Source organism: Streptomyces sp. NBC_00028, assembly GCF_045041065.1.
Classification (GTDB): Bacteria; Actinomycetota; Actinomycetes; order Streptomycetales; family Streptomycetaceae; genus Streptomyces.
Genome location: NZ_CP108293.1, coordinates 6,224,176 through 6,240,997, shown reverse-complemented (window position 1 = coordinate 6,240,997; position 16,822 = coordinate 6,224,176). Strand labels below are relative to the sequence as shown.

The window sequence follows — 16,822 nt, the reverse complement described above, 5'->3', positions numbered from 1 at the left end:
GCCGCCCCGTACCGACAGGTGGTACGGGGCGGCCCATATGCCGGACGCCTTGAGCGGCGGCGACAGGGGGTTCCACGAAAACTCCCTGGGCCGGACGTCCTTGGGGGTGGTCAGCCGGGGGTGGTCAGCCGACCTTCTCGAACTCCTGCTCGCGGCGTTCGGCGATCTGCGGGTTGCGGCTCTTGAGGGCGATCCAGCCGATGCCGAGGGCGACGGCCCAGCCCGCCATCACATACAGACAGACGCGGGACTCGGAGTCGTACGCGATCAGGCCCGTCACGAAGAGCAGGAACACGATGGCGACGTACGACCCCTTCGAGCCGCCCGGCGCCGGGAAGGAGGACGCCGGCAGCCGCCCCGCCTCGACCGCGCGGCGGTAGCGCACATGGCTGACCAGGATCATCAGCCACGTCCAGATACCGGCCGCGGTGGCGACGGAGACGACGTACCCGAAGGCCTTCTCCGGGACGATGTAGTTGAGGACCACGCCGATGCCCATGAAGAGCACGGAGACGGTGATGGCGAGGGCGGGCGTCTTGGTCACGGACAGCTTGTTGAAGGCCTTCGGGGCCTCGCCGCTGTCGGCCAGGGTGCGCAGCATGCGGCCGGTGGAGTACATGCCGGAGTTGCAGGAGGACAGGGCCGCCGTCAGCACGACGAAGTTGACGATGCCGGCGCCCGCCGGGATGCCGATCATCGCGAACGCCTTCACGAACGGGCTGACGCCGGGCGCGAACTCGGTCCACTTGACCACGCACAGGATGACGGTGAGGGCGCCGACGTAGAAGAGGCCGATCCGCCAGGGCAGGGTGTTGATCGCCTTGGGGAGGGTCTTCTCCGGGTTCTCCGACTCACCGGCGGTGACGCCGACCAGTTCGACGGCGAGGTAGGCGAACATCACGCCCTGGAGGGTCATCAGGGACGAGCCGATGCCCTTGGGGAAGAAGCCGTCGAAGGCCCAGAGGTTGGAGACGGCGGCCGTGTCGCCGGCGGCGCTGAAGCCGAAGGTGAGGACGCCGAGGCCGATCACGATCATGCCGATGAGGGCGGTGACCTTGATCATCGAGAACCAGAACTCGATCTCGCCGAAGAGCTTCACCGAGATCAGGTTGGCCACGAAGAGGACGACCAGGAAGGCCAGCGCGGAGGCCCACTGCGGGATGTCCGGGAACCAGTAGTGGATGTAGATCGCGGCGGCGGTCAGTTCCGCCATGCCGGTGACCACCCACAGCAGCCAGTACGTCCAGCCGGTGAAATAGCCGAAGAACGGGCCGAGGAACTCACGGGAGTACTCGGCGAAGGAGCCGGAGACCGGTCGGTAGAGGAGCAGCTCGCCGAGCGCCCGCATGATGAAGAAGATGATCACGCCGGCGACGGCGTACATCAGGATGAGGCTCGGACCCGCCTTGGCGATGTTCGCCCCGGCGTTGAGGAAGAGACCGACGCCGATGGCGCCGCCGATCGCGATCATCTGGACCTGGCGACTGCCGAGGCCACGCTCGTAACCCTCTTCGGAGGTGCCGGAGGTGTTCTCCGGACCCTTGTCGACCTGAGCGGAGGTCATATGTGTGGTGCGCCTTTCTCCATACCGAACCGGGCCTCTCGTCGGCCTCGGACCGGTTCTCGATCCCCCCGGATTGATGGAGCTGGGCGGGCCTGCAAAGCCCACCCCTGCCTGGCCGGCGGTTACCGGCTCGGTGGCGCACCCGACCGAACATACGGGTGGTGTTCGTCGGGCGGTCGTGAAGATTTATCACGGCCGCAACATTGATCACCTGTGCGGGATGTGGCACAGAGCACAGGGAGAAGCGGACAAAGAACACCCCGGCGGGCATACGAGGCCGCCGGGGTGACGCGATCGTTATCCGGATTTGAGCGTCCGCTGAGCGAACACAAAAACATCACACTCAGGGCATAAGGGTGGAGACAAGCGTCTCCTGCAAGCCACCCAGCCACAGATACGCCATCACCATCGGCTTGCGCGGATCCTCGTCCGGCAGCCGGTAGAGGAGGTCCGTGTCCTCGTCGTCGGTGATCTCAAGGCGGGACCCGATCGCCAGCCGCAGGTCGTTGAGGGAGCTGAGCCACTGCCGGGACTCCCCGACGGACAGCTTCAGCACCGCCCCGCCGTCGTCCACCGGGCTCAGCGCGTCCAGGGTGCGGATCACCGCGAGGGCGTTGTCGCGCTTGCCGGCCCTGAGGTCGTTCTCCGTGTAGCGGCGGAACTCGGAGGAGTACGCGCGCTGCTCCTCCGCCTCCTTGGCCTCGGGCGTGCCCTCGGGGTCGCTGTAGGCGTCCGGGAAGAGCCGCCGGAGCACCGGGTCGGAGGGCGGCTCGCTCGGGCCCTCCGCGAAGAGCTCGGCGAGCGGGTCGTCGGGGGCGTCCTCGGCGGGGCCGGGGCCGATGAGTTCCAGGAGCTGGACGGCCAGCGACCGGATGATGGAGATCTCGACGTCGTCGAGCGCGACGGCCGCGCCGCCGCCGGGGAGCGGTTCGAAGGTTCCTGGCATCAGGGTCAGTCGCTACTTCCGGTCCTGCTGGAGGGTGGCCCACAGACCGTAGCCGTGCATGGCCTGCACATCGCGTTCCATCTCCTCGCGGGATCCGCTGGAGACGACCGCCCGGCCCTTGTGGTGGACGTCCATCATGAGCTTGGTCGCCTTGTCCTTCGTGTACCCGAAGTAGGTCTGGAAGACGTAGGTCACGTAGCTCATGAGGTTGACCGGGTCGTTGTGGACGATCGTGACCCAGGGGACGTCCGGCTCGGGTACGGCGAAGACCTCTTCCGCCGACTCGGTGCGTTCGATCTCTACGGGAGCGGGTGACGTCACAGGCCCCATGCTGCCACGGCCTCCACAAATCGTCACACTGACGCGAAGGGGTGTAGCATCCTCGTCATGAACACAGCGGACCTTGGGCTGCCGGTGGACGTTCCCTCGACGGCGCTCTTCACGGATCAGTACGAGCTCACGATGTTGCAGGCCGCCCTGAAGGCGGGTACCGCCGAGCGGCGCAGCGTCTTCGAGGTCTTCACCCGGCGCCTGCCGGACGGCCGCCGGTACGGCGTCGTCGCGGGCACCGGGCGGGTCCTGGACGCCGTCGAGAACTTCCGCTTCGACGCGGGCGTCCTCGCCTTCCTGCGGGAGCGGGACATCGTCGACGAGCCGACCCTGGAATGGCTCGCCTCGTACCGCTTCTCGGGCGACATCTGGGGCTATCCGGAGGGCGAGGTCTACTTCCCGGGCTCGCCGGTCATGCGGGTGGAGGGGTCCTTCGCCGAGTGCGTGCTCCTGGAGACCGTGATCCTCTCGATCCTCAACCACGACTCCGCCATCGCGGCGGCGGCCTCGCGCATGTCGTCCGCCGCCGGGCAGCGCCCGCTGATCGAGATGGGCGCCCGCCGCACCCACGAGCTCTCCGCCGTCGCCGCCTCACGCGCGGCCTACGTCGGCGGTTTCGCCTCCACCTCGGACCTCGCGGCCGGCTTCCGCTACAACATCCCGACCGTCGGCACCTCCGCCCACGCCTTCACCCTGCTGCACGACCACGAGCGGGACGCCTTCCAGGCCCAGGTCGACTCGCTGGGCCGGAACACCACACTGCTGGTCGACACCTACGACGTGGCGACGGCCGTGCGGACGGCGGTCGAGGTGGCCGGGCCCGAGCTGGGGGCCGTGCGCATCGACTCGGGTGACCTGCTGCTCGTCGCGCACCGGGTGCGCCAGCAGCTGGACGAGCTGGGCGCGCGTGACACGAAGATCATCGTGACCTCGGACCTCGACGAGTACGCCATCGCCTCGCTCGCGGCGGCGCCCGTGGACGCGTACGGCGTCGGCACCCAGCTGGTGACCGGGTCCGGGCACCCGACCTGCTCGATGGTCTACAAGCTGGTCGCGCGGGCCGAGTCCGCCGACCCCAGGGCGCCGCTGGTGCCGGTCGCGAAGAAGTCGTCCGGCGGGAAGACGTCGATCGGCGGCCGCAAGTGGGCCGCGCGGCGGCTCGACGAGGACGGGATCGCGGAGGCCGAGGTCGTCGGCACCGGGGCCGTCCCGGCCGAGCTCGCCGACCGGCAGCTGCTGGTGGAGCTGGTCAAGGGCGGGGACGTGGTGGCGCGGGAGCCGCTGGACGTCGTACGGGACCGGCACCGGGCCGTGCGGGACGGGCTGCCGCTGTCGGCGACCCAGCTCTCACGCGGGGAACCCGTCCTTCCGACGGAGTACGTGCACGAGCGGTCGGGTAGCCAGTAACGGTGCGCCCGCCCGCCGTGCCACAAGCCGTATCGCCGGACCGCCGAAGTCTCTAGGCTCGTAAGCCACTCATAGTCGAAGGACACCCACCATGCGCCGCGCCTTGATCGTCGTCGACGTACAGAACGACTTCTGCGAGGGGGGCAGCCTCGCCGTGGCCGGGGGTGCCGATGTGGCCGCCGCCGTCACCGAGCTGATCGGACAGGCGGCCGGCTCCGGCTACCAGCACGTGGTGGCCACCCGCGACCACCACATCGCGCCGGGCGGCCACTTCGCCGACAACCCCGACTTCCGGCACTCCTGGCCCGCGCACTGCGTCGCGGGCACCGAGGGCGTGGGCTTCCACCCGAACTTCGCGCCCGCCGTCGCCTCCGGCGCCATCGACGCCGTCTTCGACAAGGGGGCGTACGCAGCGGCCTACAGCGGCTTCGAGGGCGCCGACGAGAACGGCGTCCCGCTGGCCGACTGGCTGCGCGCCCGGGAGGTCACCGAGGTGGACGTGGTCGGCATCGCGACCGACCACTGCGTGCGGGCCACTGCGCTGGACGCGGCGCGCGAGGGTTTCCGTACCCAGGTGCTGCTGGACCTGACGGCGGGCGTCGCGGCCGAGACCACCGACCGCGCACTGGAGGAGCTGCGCGCGGCCGGCGTGGAGCTGACCGGGAAGCCCGTCGTCGCCTGAGTCAGGCGGGCGCCGTCGGCCGCCTCAGCAGCGCCCTGATCGGGTGCCACAGCTCCTGGGCGAGCTCCGGGCCCGGCGCCACGACAGCGTTGTCAGGGGCCGTACGCCATATCAGGCCGTCCGGGTGGTGGAGTACGGCGGTGATCTCGTCCGGCGTCGGCGGGGCCGCGTTGCCGCGCAGGTAGACGGCCCGCAGCCCGAGGTTGCGCAGCCTGGTCAGGGCGCGCGCCCGGTTGCGGGCGTGGACGAGGACACGGACGCAGTCCGTGCCGTCGGCGGCGGGTCTGGGCAGGTTCAGCGCCACCACCACGCTGCCGGTCGGCAGCTTGCAGAAACCTCCTGCGGCCATGCAGTCACACCCCCGTGTGCACCGGTGTCAATAAGAAAGTCATCAGGAGGCACCTAAACACGATCGGCGGCGACCCGCCAGGGGGTCGCCGCCGATAGCCTTCTGACCTGCGGAAATACGAACTACTTCACCGCGGGGCCGACCTCGATGGAGATCGTGGAGCCGTTCTTGGCCTCCTTGACGATCTTGATCTTGGTGTTGGTGTCAGTGACCTGGACACCCGCGAACGGGGTCGCCGCGTCGTAGTACGTGCTGGTGTGGTCGTTGAAGACCGGCACGCCCTTCGACGACGGGATCCGGGTCGCGACGTCCGCGTTGTGCAGCGTGATGCCGTCCGTGCGGTAGAGGCTGAACGGCGAGTCGTAGGCCTGGACGCGGCTGCGCATCGCCGTGCCGTCGGACCACTTCAGCGCCTTCGGGTGCGAGTCGATCGGCAGGACGAGACCGGTGCCGGGGTGGGCGCTGGTGTTGTTGTCCGCCTGGGAGGTGTCCCACTTCCAGATCAACAGGCCGTTCTGGTACGGGTAGTGCTCGACCCAGCTCGGACGGGTCGTGGAGAAGCCGAAGTTGTACGGGCCGACCTTCAACGTCCTGTCGTACGACACGTACTGGCGGTTCTCCGCGATGTAGTACTGCGCGTAGTCCTTGCTGAAGGACCCGCCCACCCGGGAGAAGCCCTTCGCCGTCCAGGCCGCGTCGGCGCTCTCTGCGTCGTCCGCGAACAGGGCGGTGCCGTCGGCGGTCACGGAGATCCGGTCGGCCGCGAAGCCCTTGCCGGCCACACCGCCGTCCGACGAGTAGCGGAAGCGCACGTCGATCTTCTGGCCGGCGTAGGCGTCCAGCGGGAACGACAGCTTCTTGTACGTCTCCGAGGAACCGGTCAGCACGGGCTGGCCGCTGGCGTCACGCGGCAGGGCCACGCCGTCCGCGGTGCCGTCGATCGGCTTGAAGGTGGCGCCGGCGTCGGTGGAGACCTCGGCGTACACGTTGTCGTAGTCGGCCTCGGTGTCCCACCAGCCGTCCAGGGTCAGCGTCGCCGCCGTCTTGCCGGTGAGGTCCACGGAACGGGCCAGCGTGTTGTTGAGGTTGTTGCCGCTGCCGCTCCACCACTGGGTGGCGCCCTGGGCCGGGGTCACGATCTCGGTGGTGACCGCCTTCTTGGGCAGTTCGACGACCAGACCCTGCTTGTTCTTGGTGTTGTACTCGGCGATCCCCAGCTTGTGCTTCGACCTGGTCGCGGCCTTCGCCACGCCGTAGTCGAGCCAGCCCAGCTGGAGCTTGTCCCAGGCGGTCATGTCGCCGGGCAGGTCACCGATGGTGTCCTTGCCGGTGCCGAGCCAGGAACCGGACGACATCAGGGTCCAGAAGCCGGTGGAGTTCTCGCCGCCGCCGGAGGTGTCGTAGTGGTCCGGGAGGCCCAGGTCGTGGCCGTACTCGTGGGCGAAGACACCGAGTCCGCCGTTCTCCGGCTGGATGGTGTAGTCGCCGACCCAGATGCCGGTGTCGCCGATCTGGGTGCCGCCGAGCAGGTTGCCGGACGGGCCGCTCGCGCCCGCGTCGGTGCCGAACGCGTACCAGCGGTGCGCCCAGATGGCGTCCTCGCCCTGCGCGCCGCCGCCCGCGGACTCGTCCTCACCGGCGTGCACGATCTGGAAGTGGTCGATGTAACCGTCGGACTCGTTGAAGTCGCCGTCGCCGTCGAAGTCGTAGCGGTCCCACTGGTCGAACTCGGCGATGTCCGCCTTGATCTCGGCCTCGGTGCGCCCCGCCGCCTTCTGCTGGGCGACCCACGCCGTGACGCCGTCCTGGACCGCGTTCCAGGCGCAGGTGTCACAGGAGTTGGAGCCGTAACGGGCCTCGTTGTAGGGGACCTTGACCCAGTCGGTGACCTCGCCCTCGACCGAGTAGCGGCCCGAGGACTGCTTCTCGTAGTAGGTCTTCATCGACGCGGTGCCGTCGCCGAAGTAGAGGTCCTTGTAGTGGGCCGTGTTGTAGTCCGCCTGCCACGCCGTGGAGTTGTCCTGGGCGCGGTCGGGCTGGGCTATCTCGTTGTGGGCGGGGCCGGTCGTGCCGCCGTAGCGGGGGTCCGTCTGGTCACCGAACTCGACGAGGATCGTGAAGATCTTGTCGGTGCGCTCCCGGCCCAGCTCGACGTACTTGCTGTCGCCCTTGCGGCTCTTGAGCGCGACGACCTTCGAGCCGTCCCGCTCCGTCACCTTGGCGTCGCCGGATATGACCTGCTTCAGCGCCTCTTCCCGCTGCGCCTCCTGGGTCTTGGAGAGCGGGCCGTCGAAGTCGTGCTCCTGTGCGGCCTTCGCCGGCTGAGGGTCGGTCCGGTTCGAGGCGGCCGACTGAGGGGCGGCGGTGCCGGCCTCGGCCACGGCGAACGTGGAGAACGTCGCGGTCGCGGCGGCCAATGCGACGGTGGTCGCCGCGGCTCTGAACGTCCAGGATCTACTGGTCACTTGAGGTCCTCCCCCGCGTTCGGGCGCGCGGAGGCAGGAGGGGTCCTGATCGTGGATGGTCCGCGCGCGCGTGATCAACGCGTGTAGTCAAGTGACGTCATTTGACTAGAGGTTCAGAAGAAAAGACAGACCTTGACCTGAACAGAACAAGTGCGCTATGCGGAGTTGACGTTCGCTTTACGAACACCTCGGACGGCGGTCGACCGGCGCTCGACCGCGTCCACTTCGTGGACGGTATGAATCCGTGCGCCCCCCATGCACCGGTACTGTTGGTTAGGTCACGCTTACTGTTCGTTCCGCTCGGGCATGCACGCGAATAGAGTCGACCGGCGGAACGTTCGAAATTCGGCGGAAAGCCAGGCCGACACCCCCGTGGACCCCCACTTCCGAGGACACGATTGCCATGCCTCGTCCGACTGCCGCACAGCTCGCCTACGGCTCGTTCACCGTGCTCTTCTCGACGCTCGCCATGCTGCTGCTGTCACAGACGAGTTCGGGGATCGGGATCGCCGTGATCGCCGTCGCGGCACTCGCGCTCGGGCTCCTCGTCGCCATGACGGTGCCGATGCCCAAGTCGCGGGTGGTCGCGCTGCAGAAGCCCGCCGAGGTCGCCGCCGCGGCCCCGGTCACGGCCGAGGAGCCCGTGGCCGTCGTGGCCACGAGCTCCCAGAAGGCCGCCTGAACCCCGGCCTGGACCTGGACCCGCATCCGGACCCGCGTGCGGTGGTGCGTCAGCCGGTGCTGACCACCACCGTCTTCGCCGCCTTGTCGTGCAGGCCCTGCTTGTAGGGCTTGTCGAAGAAGCTCCAGCCGCCCGCGATCGCGGTCCAGACACAGGCGCAGCAGAACGCGAACGGGATCCAGAGCACCAGGGAGCGGACCAGCGCGGTCTGCACGGAGGGCGTGGAGCCGTTGTCGAGGTTGGCCACCCGCATCTTCAGCCACTTCTTGCCGAGCGTCTGCCCCGACTTGGTGATCATGAAGGTGTCGTAGCCGATGTAGAGCAGGGCGGCGACCAGCGACTGCGCGAAGGACTTGCCGTACTCGACCTTGTCGGCGTTCACGTCGTACTCGTTGACCCCGAAACCCCAGGTGAGCAGGGCGACGACGATCCCGACGAGGATGAGGTCGATGATGCGGGCGAGCGTGCGCCGACCGCTGTCGGCGAGCGGGGGCATCCCGGCCAGCGGGTCGGAGGGGTAGCCGCCGGCGCCGTAACCGCCACCGCCGTAGGGGTCACCGCCGCCGTACGGGGAGCCGCCGCCGTAGGGGCTGCCGCCGTACGGGTCTCCCGCCTCCGGCGGGGGCTGACCGCCGTACGGCGAACCGGAGTCGCCCGACGGCGGAGGCTGCTTCCTGAACGGGTCGTCTTCCGGCGGCTGCTGACCGGAGCCGGGGGGCGGTTCGCTGCTCATGGCCCGAGTCGACCGCGAACCCCCCGGCTCCGCATCTGGCGAGCGGCCGTCCGGAGTACGGAATCGCCGCTCCGCCCGCGCTACGGGCTATCCGGCTACGAACGTGTGGGCCGCCTTGTCGTGCCAGCACTGGCGCCACGGCTTGTCGAACAGGCCCCATACGACGCCCACGACACCGATCGCGAGCAGGCCGGGGACGCTGTAGACCAGCCAGCGGCGCAGGGCCGCGCCGAAGGACGGGGGCTCGCCGCCCTCGATGTCCCGCACCTCCAGACCGAGCAGCCTCTTGCCGAGGGTGCGGCCCCACCTGGCGGTGGGCAGCGCCTCGTAGAGGACGCCGAAGACGAGGAGGACGGCGAGGACGCCGCCGAGGTAGGTGGACGTCGTGCCGTCCAGCAGCCAGACGGTGACGGTCTCGCCGCTGAGCTTCGCCGCGTCGATCTTCTCGTCGACGTGGTCGAGCGCCCTGGTGCCCAGCGGTACCGCCGCGGCGGCGGTGACGCCGAGCAGCACGACCGTGTCCAGCAGCCGTGCCGCCAGCCGCTTGCCGAGGCCCGCGGGGCGGGCGGAGGCCTGACGCCGGGCGGCGGCCTGGAAGATGTCGTCGACCGGCGGCTTCCAGGGCACGACGGGCTGGTCCTCGCCGGACGCGCCGGCGAGCCGGTGCACCTGCTGCGCCCAGGAGGGCTGCCCGCCACCGGGACCGCTCGTCATGGGGGTGGCGCCGCCGGAGGCGGAGGCGGAGGCCGGGGTGGGCTGCTGCGGGACGGAGGGGGTGGGAGGAGCGGCGGCCGGACCGGCCTGCTGGGGGCCGGAGAGGGCGGTGGGCGCGGCGGTGGCCTGGGCGGGGGTGCCCGTCTGGGCCTGCGCGGCCGCGGCTCGCTCGGCGGCGGCCTTGCCCGCGCCGAAGCCGGGGCCGCCGGCGCCTGCGACGGCTGAGCCGGGAGCAGCTGAGCCCGGGGCGCCGGAGGCGGGGGTGCCGGGGCCGGTGGAGGCCGGGCCGCCTGGGGCGGAGGGGCCGGTGAAGGCGGGGCCGCCGGTGCCTGAGGGGCCGGTGCCGGTGAAGGCGGGGCCGGAGTGGCCCGTGCCGGTGGCGGCCGGTGCGCCGAAGTTGCCCGCTGCCGCGTCGGCCGGGTGTGCGCCGCCCGTGCCCCCTCCCTGCGCCCCGCCCTGCTGGGCCGTGCGCGGGGGGACGGCCCGGAAGGTCATGGTGCCCTCGTCACCCACGGGGCCACCGGGGGCGGGGACGCCGGGAGGAGCGGCGCCGGCCGGGCCACCCGAGGCCGGGGTCCCGGGAACGCCACCGCCCGCGGGGCCACCAGCACTTGGAGCGGAGGCTGTTGGGGCGCCGAAGGCCGGGCCACCCTGGCCACCCGGGCCGGACGAGCCGGAACCGGCGGTGCCGGGGGGCGGGCCGAAGGCGGGGCCACCGGACGCACCCGCGCCCGCCCCCGCGCCGCCCGGCCCGACGGCACCCGGCCCAGCAGCGCCCTGACCCACGCCACCCTGACCCACGCCACCCTGACCCGCGCCGCCCGGCTGCCCCGTCGTAGGCCTGCGGAAGACGAACGTGTTGCCCGACGGGACGTCACCGGCGCCCTGGGTGGGCGGGATCGTGGCCGTGCCGTCCGTGCTGGCGGTCTCCGAGGGGACGCGGGGGTCCGTGCCGGCCGCCGCTCCCCAGGAGACGCGGCGGTCCTGGTCGCCGCCGAACCCGGACTGCTGCCCCCGGTCCGCACCCCACGCGGACGCGGGCTCGGGACGGCTGCCGTGCTGGGCGTCCGCCGGGGACGGGTCCTCGTCGAAGAAGTGCGGGCCCGTCTCCTCCACCGACGGCACCGCGGCGGCCGTACCCGAACCCGGGGGCGCCGGCGGGGCGCCGTCCGACGGGGCCGGGCGACTCGTGCCCGGTACCCAGGCGGCACCGTTCCAGTAGCGGACGTAGCCGGGGATGGACGGGTCCGGGTAATAGCCCTCGCGGGGCCTGTCGTCACCGGGGGCCGGGGTTGGGGCGCTCATGTCCGTCGTCCCGTATCTGCTCGGGGGTGAATATGGGGGGCTCCACATCTATCAGACCGGCGCAACCCCCCACCGCCAGTCGCACCGGACCCACACGTTCGAGACGTCCGGAAAAAAAGTTTCCCGAACCCGCGTAATGCTCGCGGGCCCACCCCGCTCTCCACTCCTGCGGGCCCACCACAGGGCCGCGCGCGAGCGGAGAGGAACCGAACGACATGCACTACACCGTGGTGGAACGCGAACTGGAGCTCAAGCTCATCCTGTCGCCGGAGCGCAGCATCCCGGTCCCGGCCCGGCTGAGCTACCGCACCGACGACCCCTACGCCGTCCACGTCACCTTCCACATCAACTCCGAGCACCCGGTGAACTGGACGTTCTCCCGGGACCTGCTGGTGGAGGGGGTGTTCCGGCCGTGCGGGCACGGCGATGTGCGGGTGTGGCCGACGAAGTCGGAGGGGCGCAGCGTCGTGCTGATGGCGCTGAGTTCACCCGACGGAGACGCCCTCCTCGAGGCGCCGTCTGCCCAGGTGTCCGCCTGGCTGGAGCGGACGCTGCGGGTGGTGCCCCCGGGGACTGAGGGCGAGCAGCTGGGGATCGACGACGCGCTCGACCAGTTGCTCGCCCAGTGAGGCGAGCCGGACAGGGATCAGAACAGCTTGCCCGGGTTCAGGAGGCCCAGGGGATCGAAGACCTGCTTGATCTGCCGCTGCATCTCCACCCCGACGGGGCCGATCTCGCGCGCCAGCCACTCCTTCTTCAGGACGCCCACGCCGTGCTCGCCGGTGATCGTGCCGCCGAGTTCCAGGCCGAGGGCCATGATCTCGTCGAAGGACTCGCGGGCGCGCCGGGACTCGTCGGGGTCGGCGGCGTCGAAGCAGACGGTGGGGTGGGTGTTGCCGTCGCCGGCGTGGGCGACGACGCCGATGGTGAGCTGGTGCTTGTCGGCGATCCGCTCGACGCCCTCGATCAGGTCGCCGAGCCTCGACCGGGGCACGCACACGTCGTCGATCATCGTCACGCCACGCACCGCCTCCAGCGCGGTCAGCGAGAGCCGCCGGGCGTGCAGGAGGAGCTCGGACTCGGCGGCGTCGTCGGCGGGGACGACCTGGGTCGCGCCGGCCGCCTCGCACAGGGCGCCGACGGCGGCGAGGTCGGCGGCGGGGTCCGGGGTGTCGAAGGCGGCGAGCAGGAGGGCCTCGGTGGTCTCCGGGAGCCCCATGCCGGCGATGGCGTTGACGGCCTTGACGGTCGTCCGGTCCATCAGTTCGAGGAGGGAGGGGACGTGGCCGCCCTCCATAATCCGGCACACGGCGTCGCAGGCCGCGGCGGCCGACGCGAACTCGGCGGCCAGCACCAGTTGCTGCGGCGGTTGCGGGCGCAGGGCGAGGGTGGCCTTGACGACGATGCCGAGCGAGCCCTCGGAGCCGACGAAGAGGCGGGTGAGGTCGTATCCGGCGACGCCCTTGGCGGTGCGCCTGCCGGTGGACATCAGACGGCCGTCGGCGAGGACGACGTCGAGTCCGAGGACGTACTCGGCCGTCACCCCGTACTTCACGCAGCACAGGCCGCCCGAGGCGGTGCCGATGTTGCCGCCGATGGTGCACATCTCCCAGCTGGAGGGGTCCGGCGGGTAGTAGAGGCCGTGTTCGTTGACCGCGCGGGAGAGGGTGGCGTTGATGACGCCCGGTTCGACGACGGCGATGCGGTCGACCGGGTTGATCTCCAGGATGCGGTCCATCTTCGTCAGGGACAGCACGATGCAGTCGTCGGTGGCGTTGGCGCCGCCGGACAGGCCGGTGCGGGCGCCCTGCGGGACGACCGGGACGCGCAGTTCCGTGGCGGTGCGCATGACGTGCTGGACCTGTTCGACGGTCCGCGGCAGGACGACGACGGCGGGGGCGCCGGCCGGGCAGAAGCTGGCCATGTCGTTGGCGTAGGAGGCCGTGACGTCGGGGTCGGTCAGGACGGCCTCGGCGGGCAGACCGGCCAGGAGCCGGTCGACGAGGTTGCCGGTCACTTCGTCGCGGGGCGCTTCGATACGGCTCATGATCACAGCGTCGCACCCGGGGCCATCGGTGTGAACCCCGTCCGCACAGGCCTTCGCATACGGGGGTGTGGTCGTCGTATTGACGCACAGTGAGCACCATGGAGAACCAAGACGAGGCCTCTCACGAGGGTCGCGCCGGCCGGCGGGCCCTGATCGCCGCCCTCACCGGGTGTCTGGTGCTCGGCGGGACGCTGATGGTGCTGCCCTGGCAATCCCCGGCCACCCGGGCGCCCGCACCGCCGGCGCAGGGTGCGCAGGCGTTGACGGCGGTGTCGGCGGGGGTGCCGGCCGCACTGCCGGATCTCGCGGCGCTGATCGGTGAGCGGGAGACGCATCTGCGGAGGAACCCGCGGGACGCCGAGTCGTGGGCGGTGCTCGGGGCGGCGTACGTGGAGCAGGGGCGGCGGACGGCGGAGGCCGCGTACTACCCGAAGGCGGACCGGGCGCTGCGGACCTCGCTGAGGGTCGAGAAGAGCGCCGCCGCGCTCGACGGGATGGCCGCGCTGGCGAACGCGCGGCGGGACTTCCGGGCGGCGCGGACGTGGGCCGAGGCCGCGCAGAAGCTGGACGCGAAGCGCTGGACGACGTATCCGCTGCTGATCGACGCCTGTACCGGCCTCGGTGACTGGAAGGCGGCCGGGCGGGCCCTGGAGCGGTTGCAGAAGCTGCGGTCGGGGCCGGACGTGCTGGCGCGGGCCGGGGCCGTCTACCGGGACCGGGGCTGGCGCGAGGACGCGATGGCGCAGCTCTCCGACGCGGCGGCGGGCGCCGAGGCGCCGGCCGAGCGGGCGGCGTATCTGGAGCGGGTGGGGCAGCTGGCCTGGGAGCGCGGGGAGCGGGAGGTCGCGCTGCGGAACTTCCAGGAGGCGGTGCGGACCGACCCGGACCAGCGGGCCGCGCAGGCCGGGCAGGCGCGGGCGCTGGCCGCGCTGGGGCGGACCTCGGAGGCGCTGAGCGCGTACCAGATGGCGCTCACCCATCAGCCGGACCCGCAGTACGCCTTGGAGCTGGGCGAGTTGTACGAGTCGCTGGGGCTGCGGCAGGCGGCGCAGGTGCAGTACGACCTGCTGCGGGCGCGGGTGCGGGGCGCTGCCGCGGGCGGGGCCGACCAGGAGCTGGTGCTCGGTGTGTTCGAGGCCGACCATGGTGATCCCGCGTCGGCGGTACGGCGGTTGCGGGCGGAGTGGCGGCGCCAGCCCGGCATCGCGGTGGCCGACGCGCTGGGGTGGGCGCTGCACCGGGCCGGGGCGGACGAGGAGGCGCTGCGGTACGCGGTGCGGGCGACGGACAAGGTGCACGGGGGTGGCGTACGCAGTGCCCTGTACGCCTATCACCGGGGCATGATCGAGCGGGAGTTGGAGAGGTTCGCCCCCGCGCGGCGGCATCTCCAGGAGGCGCTGCGCATCAACCCCTATTTCTCCCCGCTCCAGGTGCCCGTCGCCCGGGAGGCGTTGACGGCGCTCGGGTCGGAGCCGCCGGCCGAGGATCTGCCGGTGATGGACGCGAAGGCGGGGAAACGGTGATCAGACGGCGGCCGTTCCGATGAGGGCGTTGCGGGTGACGAGTGCCGTGAGCTCCTCCTCCCCCAGTCCCTCGGTACCGTCCGGCCTGCGCGGCAGGACCAGGTAGCGGGTCTCGGCGCTGGAGTCCCACACCGTGATGTCGACGGTGTCGGGCAGCTCCAGTCCGAACTCCCGCAGCACGGCCCGGGGTTCACGCACCACGCGGGAGCGGTACGCCTCCGACTTGTACCAGCTGGGGGACGGGCCGAGGAGGCGGAGCGGGTAGCAGGAGCAGAGGGTGCAGACGACGACGTTGTGGGTCGTCGCGGTGTTCTCGACGACGCGCAGGCGCTGGTACGAGCCTTCCATGTAGCCGAGTTCCCGCACGGCGGCCGTGCCGTCCGCCAGCAGCCGGGACTTGTAGGCCTCGTCGGTCCAGGCGCGGGCGACCACCCGGGCGCCGTTGGCCGGGGACGAGGAGGCGAGGAAGGCGTCGATGGCCTCGTCCACCCGCTCGCCGGTGATCAGGCCCTTCTCCTCCAGCAGGGTCTCCAGGCGCCGTACCCGCCGGGCGGTCGTCGCGTCGGCGTGCTCACCTGTCACGGTCTGTCTCCACTTCGTACGCCTCCAAGTAGCTTTCCCACAGGTCCAGTACGACGTGATGGTCGCCCTCGCCCCACAGGTCCCGGGCCGCGAAGCGGACCGCGTAGATCTGCTCGACCGGCGCGTCCGCGCGGCCCTGTGCGCTGAGGTCGGCCAGTTCCGCGGGTCCCTCGGGCTCGACGACCACACCGTGCTTGCCGCGGGCGTAGCGGGGCAGGCGGGTGTGGTGCGGCGGGTCGTGGGGGAAGGTGCGGACGCGGGTGCCGGGCGGGAAGCGGTCGCCCTCAGTCATCCAGCTCACCCGGTTCCAGGACGCCCTTGGCCTCGAGGAGGGCGACGATCGCGGTGAACCAGCGTTCGTAATAGGAGGCCGCCAGGTACTCGGCGGGCGGCATCGACTCGATGGCGTCCCGGAACTCGTTGGTGTTGAACACCCCTTGGGCGCGCAGGGTGTTGAAGAGACCGACGACCCGGGCCTCCCAGTCCGCGTGGAAGGGTTCGGTGTCGTCGGCGGTGTCGATCGCGCCGAAGCCCTGGGTGCCGCCCACGTCGTTGATCCTCGCCATGGGGCCAGCCTACGGCCGTGCCGCGACCGCGGCTCGGCTACGACAGTGGTTTGGCGTACAGGGAGAACCTGCGGGCTCCGGCCGGGCCCGAGGCGAGGCCCAGGTAGAGGCCCTTCTTGGTCCTGTGGCGGACGGCGAGGCCCTCCGGCTCCCGGTAGGTGAGGGAGCGGCCGGCCACGGTGCGCATCCGCTGGACCAGCTCGCCGGTGGTGAGGTCGACGCAGGAGAGGTAGGCGTTGCCGGACTCGGCGGGCGGGTTGGTGTCGGGGTCATAGGCGGTGCCGGCGAGTTGGTAGAGGTGGTCGCCGTGCAGGGCGTACCCCTGGAAGGGGATCTTGGTGTCGGGGTGCGGGTCGGGCTGGGCGATGTCGGCGATCGGGTGGTCGTAGTTCCGGTGCACGAAGGCGTCGAGGTCCCAGACGCGGTACCGCGGCTTGCCCTTGCTGCGGTACCGGACGGCTATGCGCCCGCTGGCCATGCAGACGGTGGGCTGGTTGTTGGTGGAACCCGGTATCGGCTTACGGGTCTTGACGTCCGCGACGGTCCGGGTGGCCCCGGCGACGAACTGGAAGCGGGTGACGGCCTGGCCGTAACCGCCCTTCGCCTCGGCCTCGGTCCATATCCACACCTTGCCGTCGGCGGCGTTCTGCACGCCCATGCTGACGCCGTGCCCGAAGCCCTGGAGGTTCATGTGGCCGAGCAACGTGCCTTCGTGGTCCAGCCGGTTGAGGCAGAGGTTGCCGGCGCCGATGCCGCCGCGGCGGACCTGGAGGACGTACAGGTGCTGGTGCACCTCGTCGAAGGCGAAGGACTGGAGGACCGTCCCCTCGTGCAGCGCCTTCTCCTTCAGCCGGCGCTTCGCCGATACGTCGAGGTCGATGCGGTCGGTCACGGTGGTGCTCCCGGGCTCCTGCGAACGCCCTGATG

At 71.1% G+C, this 16,822-nt stretch carries 17 protein-coding genes; 5 read left to right on the top strand and 12 right to left on the bottom strand.

Annotation, left to right across the window (positions count from 1 at the left end; genetic code table 11):
• Nucleotides 1-124: 124 nt before the first annotated feature.
• From OG885_RS28055 to clpS, 3 genes are all read right to left on the bottom strand, one after another.
• Nucleotides 125-1,564, bottom strand: a complete 1,440-nt coding sequence (locus OG885_RS28055; RefSeq protein ID WP_405736434.1) for an amino acid permease — start codon at nucleotides 1,562-1,564, stop codon at nucleotides 125-127.
• Nucleotides 1,565-1,907: 343 nt separating this feature from the next.
• Nucleotides 1,908-2,510, bottom strand: a complete 603-nt coding sequence (locus OG885_RS28050; RefSeq protein ID WP_405736431.1) for a DUF2017 domain-containing protein — start codon at nucleotides 2,508-2,510, stop codon at nucleotides 1,908-1,910.
• Nucleotides 2,511-2,522: 12 nt separating this feature from the next.
• Complete coding sequence (clpS, locus tag OG885_RS28045) at nucleotides 2,523-2,840, bottom strand: ATP-dependent Clp protease adapter ClpS (RefSeq protein WP_399961660.1); 318 nt, start codon at nucleotides 2,838-2,840, stop codon at nucleotides 2,523-2,525.
• Between the two features lie 57 nt (nucleotides 2,841-2,897).
• On the opposite strand from clpS, the gene OG885_RS28040 reads away from it, so the two are divergent.
• The gene (locus OG885_RS28040; protein ID WP_405736427.1) at nucleotides 2,898-4,247 is read left to right on the top strand and encodes a nicotinate phosphoribosyltransferase; all 1,350 of its coding nucleotides are present in this window, start codon (nucleotides 2,898-2,900) and stop codon (nucleotides 4,245-4,247) included.
• Nucleotides 4,248-4,338: 91 nt separating this feature from the next.
• Complete coding sequence (locus tag OG885_RS28035) at nucleotides 4,339-4,929, top strand: isochorismatase family protein (RefSeq protein WP_399961656.1); 591 nt, start codon at nucleotides 4,339-4,341, stop codon at nucleotides 4,927-4,929.
• Nucleotide 4,930: 1 nt separating this feature from the next.
• Here the strand turns inward: OG885_RS28035 and OG885_RS28030 are convergent, their stop codons facing one another.
• Entirely contained in the window at nucleotides 4,931-5,278 is a 348-nt protein-coding gene (locus OG885_RS28030; RefSeq protein ID WP_399961654.1) for a hypothetical protein, read from the bottom strand.
• A gap of 122 nt (nucleotides 5,279-5,400) precedes the next feature.
• The gene (locus tag OG885_RS28025) at nucleotides 5,401-7,743 is read right to left on the bottom strand and encodes an immune inhibitor A domain-containing protein (protein ID WP_405736423.1); all 2,343 of its coding nucleotides are present in this window, start codon (nucleotides 7,741-7,743) and stop codon (nucleotides 5,401-5,403) included.
• Between the two features lie 403 nt (nucleotides 7,744-8,146).
• On the opposite strand from OG885_RS28025, the gene OG885_RS28020 reads away from it, so the two are divergent.
• Complete coding sequence (locus tag OG885_RS28020) at nucleotides 8,147-8,425, top strand: hypothetical protein (RefSeq protein ID WP_405736420.1); 279 nt, start codon at nucleotides 8,147-8,149, stop codon at nucleotides 8,423-8,425.
• Between the two features lie 49 nt (nucleotides 8,426-8,474).
• Here OG885_RS28020 and OG885_RS28015 read toward each other — a convergent pair whose 3' ends face one another.
• Together OG885_RS28015 and OG885_RS28010 are read right to left on the bottom strand one after the other, a co-directional pair.
• Entirely contained in the window at nucleotides 8,475-9,158 is a 684-nt protein-coding gene (locus tag OG885_RS28015; protein WP_405736417.1) for an RDD family protein, read from the bottom strand.
• A gap of 87 nt (nucleotides 9,159-9,245) precedes the next feature.
• Entirely contained in the window at nucleotides 9,246-11,177 is a 1,932-nt protein-coding gene (locus tag OG885_RS28010) for an RDD family protein (RefSeq protein WP_405736415.1), read from the bottom strand.
• A 215-nt stretch (nucleotides 11,178-11,392) separates the two neighbouring features.
• Here OG885_RS28010 and OG885_RS28005 point away from each other — a divergent pair, with 215 nt between their 5' ends.
• A complete protein-coding gene (locus OG885_RS28005; RefSeq protein ID WP_329338650.1) occupies nucleotides 11,393-11,806 on the top strand; it encodes an SsgA family sporulation/cell division regulator in 414 nt (137 codons plus the stop codon).
• A 17-nt stretch (nucleotides 11,807-11,823) separates the two neighbouring features.
• On the opposite strand, the gene OG885_RS28000 is transcribed toward OG885_RS28005, so the two are convergent.
• Nucleotides 11,824-13,230: an FAD-binding oxidoreductase gene (locus OG885_RS28000; protein WP_405736412.1), complete on the bottom strand. Its 1,407-nt coding sequence runs from the start codon at nucleotides 13,228-13,230 to the stop codon at nucleotides 11,824-11,826.
• 92 nt (nucleotides 13,231-13,322) lie between these two features.
• Here OG885_RS28000 and OG885_RS27995 point away from each other — a divergent pair, with 92 nt between their 5' ends.
• Entirely contained in the window at nucleotides 13,323-14,747 is a 1,425-nt protein-coding gene (locus OG885_RS27995; protein WP_405736410.1) for a tetratricopeptide repeat protein, read from the top strand.
• Here OG885_RS27995 and nthA read toward each other — a convergent pair whose 3' ends face one another.
• From nthA to OG885_RS27975, 4 genes are read right to left on the bottom strand one after another with little or no spacing between them, the layout of a single operon-like run.
• Complete coding sequence (gene nthA, locus OG885_RS27990) at nucleotides 14,748-15,329, bottom strand: nitrile hydratase subunit alpha (RefSeq protein WP_405736408.1); 582 nt, start codon at nucleotides 15,327-15,329, stop codon at nucleotides 14,748-14,750.
• Nucleotides 15,319-15,621, bottom strand: coding sequence for an SH3-like domain-containing protein (locus OG885_RS27985; protein ID WP_405736405.1), 303 nt, complete (start codon nucleotides 15,619-15,621; stop codon nucleotides 15,319-15,321). The genes nthA and OG885_RS27985 overlap by 11 nt, the downstream gene beginning before the upstream one ends.
• Nucleotides 15,614-15,895 carry a hypothetical protein gene (locus OG885_RS27980; RefSeq protein ID WP_405736403.1) on the bottom strand — a complete coding sequence of 94 codons (282 nt, stop codon included), beginning with the start codon at nucleotides 15,893-15,895 and terminating at the stop codon, nucleotides 15,614-15,616. The genes OG885_RS27985 and OG885_RS27980 overlap by 8 nt, the downstream gene beginning before the upstream one ends.
• Before the next feature lie 37 nt (nucleotides 15,896-15,932).
• Entirely contained in the window at nucleotides 15,933-16,787 is an 855-nt protein-coding gene (locus OG885_RS27975) for a Teichoic acid biosynthesis protein C (Precursor) (RefSeq protein WP_405736401.1), read from the bottom strand.
• Nucleotides 16,788-16,822 lie beyond the last annotated feature (35 nt).

Coding starts and splice junctions, on each gene's coding strand:
- OG885_RS27980 (WP_405736403.1), bottom strand. CDS start 15,895: ATGGCGAGGATCAACGACGTGGGCGGCACCCAGGGCTTCGGCGCGATC.
- OG885_RS27995 (WP_405736410.1), top strand. CDS start 13,323: ATGGAGAACCAAGACGAGGCCTCTCACGAGGGTCGCGCCGGCCGGCGG.
- OG885_RS28040 (WP_405736427.1), top strand. CDS start 2,898: ATGAACACAGCGGACCTTGGGCTGCCGGTGGACGTTCCCTCGACGGCG.
- OG885_RS27985 (WP_405736405.1), bottom strand. CDS start 15,621: ATGACTGAGGGCGACCGCTTCCCGCCCGGCACCCGCGTCCGCACCTTC.
- OG885_RS28015 (WP_405736417.1), bottom strand. CDS start 9,158: ATGAGCAGCGAACCGCCCCCCGGCTCCGGTCAGCAGCCGCCGGAAGAC.
- OG885_RS28035 (WP_399961656.1), top strand. CDS start 4,339: ATGCGCCGCGCCTTGATCGTCGTCGACGTACAGAACGACTTCTGCGAG.
- OG885_RS28020 (WP_405736420.1), top strand. CDS start 8,147: ATGCCTCGTCCGACTGCCGCACAGCTCGCCTACGGCTCGTTCACCGTG.
- OG885_RS28030 (WP_399961654.1), bottom strand. CDS start 5,278: ATGGCCGCAGGAGGTTTCTGCAAGCTGCCGACCGGCAGCGTGGTGGTG.
- OG885_RS28050 (WP_405736431.1), bottom strand. CDS start 2,510: ATGCCAGGAACCTTCGAACCGCTCCCCGGCGGCGGCGCGGCCGTCGCG.
- OG885_RS28005 (WP_329338650.1), top strand. CDS start 11,393: ATGCACTACACCGTGGTGGAACGCGAACTGGAGCTCAAGCTCATCCTG.
- OG885_RS28010 (WP_405736415.1), bottom strand. CDS start 11,177: ATGAGCGCCCCAACCCCGGCCCCCGGTGACGACAGGCCCCGCGAGGGC.
- OG885_RS28055 (WP_405736434.1), bottom strand. CDS start 1,564: ATGACCTCCGCTCAGGTCGACAAGGGTCCGGAGAACACCTCCGGCACC.
- clpS (WP_399961660.1), bottom strand. CDS start 2,840: ATGGGGCCTGTGACGTCACCCGCTCCCGTAGAGATCGAACGCACCGAG.